2 protein-coding genes are annotated in these 1,869 nt (G+C 75.2%); one reads left to right on the forward strand and one right to left on the reverse strand.

The window, feature by feature from the left end:
- The first annotated feature begins 167 nt into the window (after nucleotides 1–167).
- Complete coding sequence (locus EAO71_RS35325) at nucleotides 168–1,034, forward strand: GNAT family N-acetyltransferase (protein WP_147981910.1); 867 nt, start codon at nucleotides 168–170, stop codon at nucleotides 1,032–1,034.
- Between the two features lie 6 nt (nucleotides 1,035–1,040).
- On the opposite strand, the gene EAO71_RS38040 is transcribed toward EAO71_RS35325, so the two are convergent.
- A complete protein-coding gene (locus EAO71_RS38040; protein ID WP_187282954.1) occupies nucleotides 1,041–1,646 on the reverse strand; it encodes a hypothetical protein in 606 nt (201 codons plus the stop codon).
- Nucleotides 1,647–1,869 lie beyond the last annotated feature (223 nt).

A 1,869-nucleotide genomic window follows, 5' to 3' on the forward strand; every position in this document is an offset into this window, starting at 1 on the left:
GCGCGGGCGGCCGGAATCGATCGCCGAGGAGGACGGCGCCGCGGTGATCTCGTTAGGATCGGCGCACGCTGTGCCCGGTTTCACCTCCCGTGTACCTGTCGTCCGCGTCGTTCCCGGAGTCGTCCCGTCGCCCGGGTGCCGCGCACCGGCCGCCGAAGGAACCCCTCATGCCCTCCGCCCCCTCCGGCCCGCTCCACGTCGCGCCCGCGACCCTCGGGGAATGGGCCCGGGTACGCACGTGGGCGGCCGCCGAGGGGTGGAACCCCGGACTGTCCGACGCCCCGGCGTTCTTCGCGCAGGACCCCGCCGGTTTCTTCCTCGGCCGGATCGACGGGGAGCCGGTCTCGGCCATCTCGGTGGTCAACTACGGCGACCGCTACGCCTTCCTCGGGTTCTACCTGGTCCGGCCCGACCTGCGCGGTCACGGCTACGGTCTGGCCACCTGGCGGACCGCGCTCGCCCACGCCGGCGACCGTACGGTCGGTCTCGACGGGGTGCCCGCCCAGCAGGACAACTACCGTCGCTCCGGCTTCGCGCCCGCCTACCGCACCGCCCGGTACGTGGGCGAGGTGCCCGCGCCCCCGGCCCCCGCCGCGGGTGTCGTGCCGGCGGACCGGGTGGATCGGGCCGCCCTCGCCGCGTACGACAGCGCCTGCCACCCCGCCGACCGGCCGCGCTTCCTCGACTCCTGGCTGACCACACCCGGCCACCGCGCCCTCGTGCGGCTCGTCGGCGGACGCCCGGCGGGGTACGGGGTGGTCCGGCCGGCGCAGGACGAGGCCCGCGTCGGGCCGCTGTTCGCGGACACCCCGGCGGACGCCGCGGTGCTCCTCGACGCGCTGGCCGCCGAGGCGCGGGCGTTCGGTTCGGACCGGATCGCGGTCGACATGCCCGAGGCCAACCCGGCGGCGGCACGGCTCGCCGAGGAGCGGGGCATGGAGCCGACGTTCGAGACGGCCCGGATGTACACCGGCCCGCTCCGGCCGGTCGCCCGGGAGCGGATCTTCGGGGTCACCAGCCTCGAACTCGGCTGATCCCGGTCACAGGTTCCGGGCGCCGGCCGTCCACCACACCAGGAACGCCGCGCCGACGAGCCCGCAGATCCAGGCGGCCACGGACATGCCGAGCAGCAGGCCGTAGGCGAGGACCCCGACGGGCATCGCCAGGCCGATCCAGCCGATGTTGTGGAAGGCGAAGAGGGTGCCGAACCCGCTCCCGAAGGCGGCCCAGAGTCCCAGGCCCAGCAACAGCCAGCACACCGCGCACCACAGGCCCACGAGGAACTCGGAGCCGGTCAGGTAGGTCTCGGTGTGGCCGCGGACCACGACCCGGACCACCGCGCCCTGCCAGGTGCGGACCTCGGCCCGGTCGCCGGGCCGCGCGTCCTCGTAGAGGCGGTACCCCACGTCGTGCCACTCCGTCCTCGCCGGCCTGCGGATCCGCACCTCGTACGAGGTCGTGCAGCGGTAGGAGCTCGTCCCGTCGCCGTTGGACTCCCACGAGCAGTCCTCCCGCCGGGCACGGTCGAGCACGGTGCCCCGCGCCACCGCGACGCACCCCCGCTGCCCCTCGGCACCGGTGGGGGCGCCCTGCCCGCAGAGGGCCGCACCCCGGTACACCTGCGTCTCGCGGTACGAATCGGCCACCCACGAACCACAGAAGGCGAGCCCGACCCCCACCGCGACCAGTGGGAGCTGCTCTGCGCCCGGTCGGAGCTGATACCCGGGGCGGTGGAGGAAGCGGCCCGCTTCGACACCGCCGTCCAGGGATTCCGCCGCACCACCACCCGCCCGGTCGCCCTGGCCGGGACCGACCTGCCCGCCGGAGCGACCGTCTTCGTCGCCTACGGCTCCGCGAACCGCGACGAGG

The sequence above is a fragment of the Streptomyces sp. MS191 genome (assembly GCF_008042125.1).
Classification (GTDB): Bacteria; Actinomycetota; Actinomycetes; order Streptomycetales; family Streptomycetaceae; genus Streptomyces.